Here is a 1,866-nt window from a genome sequence, read left to right as displayed (position 1 = left end):
ACTCTGGTGTTGCAGCAACAACGCGCGCCCGCTGTAGCCACCACCCCGGCCATGGCCCCCGCGCAGCTGGCCGCCGCGCCCCGCACGCCTGAGGCAGAAATTATTGAAGAAAAAAGGCCTTCTGCGCGCGACCAGTATGCCCAGTCAGCTATCAATACCGTAGCAAACGGCCGGGCACCCCAGGGCCAGGCCGCGCAGCGCCCAGCAGAGGTGCCGGGCGGTCAGGGCACCCCCCTGGGTGCAGGCCCCGCGAAGCCCGTGCAGGCTGCCGCACCGGTGTGCCGCAGCTGCGGCCGGGTCGAATCGGTGCAGGCCGTGCAACAAGCCGCCCCCGCCACGGGCGTCGGCGCAGTGGCCGGTGGCGTGCTGGGTGCCGTGGTGGGCAACCAGATCGGCAAGGGCGGCGGCCGCACCGCTGCCACCGTGCTGGGCGCTGTGGGCGGCGGTTATGTGGGCCACAAGGTGGAAGAGCGCACGCGCACCACCACCGTGTACCAGGTCGCCGTGCGCATGGAGGATGGCTCGCTGCGCCACTTCCAGCGCGCAGAACCCACTGCCGTAGGCACGCCCGTGGTGCTGCAGGGCAAGGGCTTCCGCATGGACCAGGGCGGCACGGCCCGCGCTGCGGAACCCTATGCCCAGCCGCAGCCAGGTACGGTGCGGGTGTCGGACACCTACTGAGCCAGTCGCTTCCCCCAAATCAAAAGCCCGCAAACGCGGGCTTTTTTCGTGGCTGGTGGGCTGGTTGGCAAGTTACAGCACCACCGGGATCTCGGTCGCGGGCGGCGTGTTGCGGCTGCGCCCGCAGCGCACCAGGCCGTCGATCATCACCATGCCGATGCCCGGGATGTCTCCCAGCTGCACGCTCTCCAGCAGCGTGGCGCCCGCCGTGTGCTGCGCCCGGTCCATGAAGACGAAGTCCGCCGCGCGGCCCACTTCGATCAGGCCGCAGTTCAGGTTGCGGATGCGCGCCGTGTTGCCTGTGGCAAAGCAGAACACCAGTTCGGCAGGGATGTCGGCAAAGCTCGATATCAGCGCAATCATGCGCAGCATGCCCAGCGGCTGCACGCCCGAGCCCGCCGGGCCGTCGGTGCCCAGGATCACGCGGTGTGGGCACTTGAGTTCGATGGCCGCCCGCGCGGCCTGGATGGCGATCTTCTCGTTGCCGTTGTGCACCAGCTCGATCGCGCGGGACGACTTCTCACACAGTTCGCACACATGCTTCCAGGGCAGCGAGGTGTGGCCGCCGTTGATGTGGCCGATCACGTCCGCATCGGCCTCGAGCACCACGTCCTTGTCGATCAGGCCCGAGCCGGGGATGGACGGCCCGCCCGTGTGGATGGTGCTCTGGATGCCATGCTTGCGCGCCCAGGCCACCATCTCTTTGGCCTCATAGCCCGCCTTGACGGAGCCCAGACCCACCTCGCCCAGCAGGGTCACACCGGCGTCGGCCAGGTCCTTGAAGTCCTGCTCGGTCATGCCTTTCTCGATGACCGGGGCGCCTGCAATCACCTTCACGCCACCGGGGCGGAAGTTGTCGAAAGAGCGCTGCGCGGTGATGGCCAGGGCCTTCAGGCCCACGATGTCCTTGGGGCGGCCGGGCAGGTGCACTTCACCGGCCGAGACCATGGTGGTCACGCCACCGTTCATGGTGGAGTCGATCCACCCGATCTGGTTCTGGCGCGGCGTCCAGTCGCCAAACACGGGGTGCACGTGGCTGTCGATCAGGCCCGGCGCGACGCAGGTCTGGCGTGCGTCGATCACGGTGTGGGCGTGGTCGGTGTCGCAGTTTTTGTAGCGGCCCACGGCCACGATGAGGCCGTCATTCACCACGATGGTGTCGGCGTCGAGGATGGGGCGGTCCAG

General features: G+C 68.4%; 2 protein-coding genes. One reads left to right on the top strand and one right to left on the bottom strand.

The features are described from left to right. On the top strand, positions 1-681 hold a 681-nt coding region (locus DBR12_RS20180; RefSeq protein ID WP_108618865.1), incomplete at its 5' end, for a glycine zipper 2TM domain-containing protein. A gap of 72 nt (positions 682-753) precedes the next feature. Here DBR12_RS20180 and DBR12_RS20175 read toward each other — a convergent pair. After that, a partial coding sequence (locus tag DBR12_RS20175) for an amidohydrolase family protein (RefSeq protein ID WP_233244960.1) occupies positions 754-1,866 on the bottom strand: 1,113 nt, incomplete at its 5' end.

The sequence above is a fragment of the Acidovorax sp. HMWF029 genome (genome assembly GCF_003060895.1).
Taxonomy (GTDB): Bacteria; Pseudomonadota; Gammaproteobacteria; order Burkholderiales; family Burkholderiaceae_C; genus Acidovorax.
The sequence above is the reverse complement of the archived record's forward strand: the minus strand, read 5'-3'. Positions and strand labels throughout refer to the sequence as shown.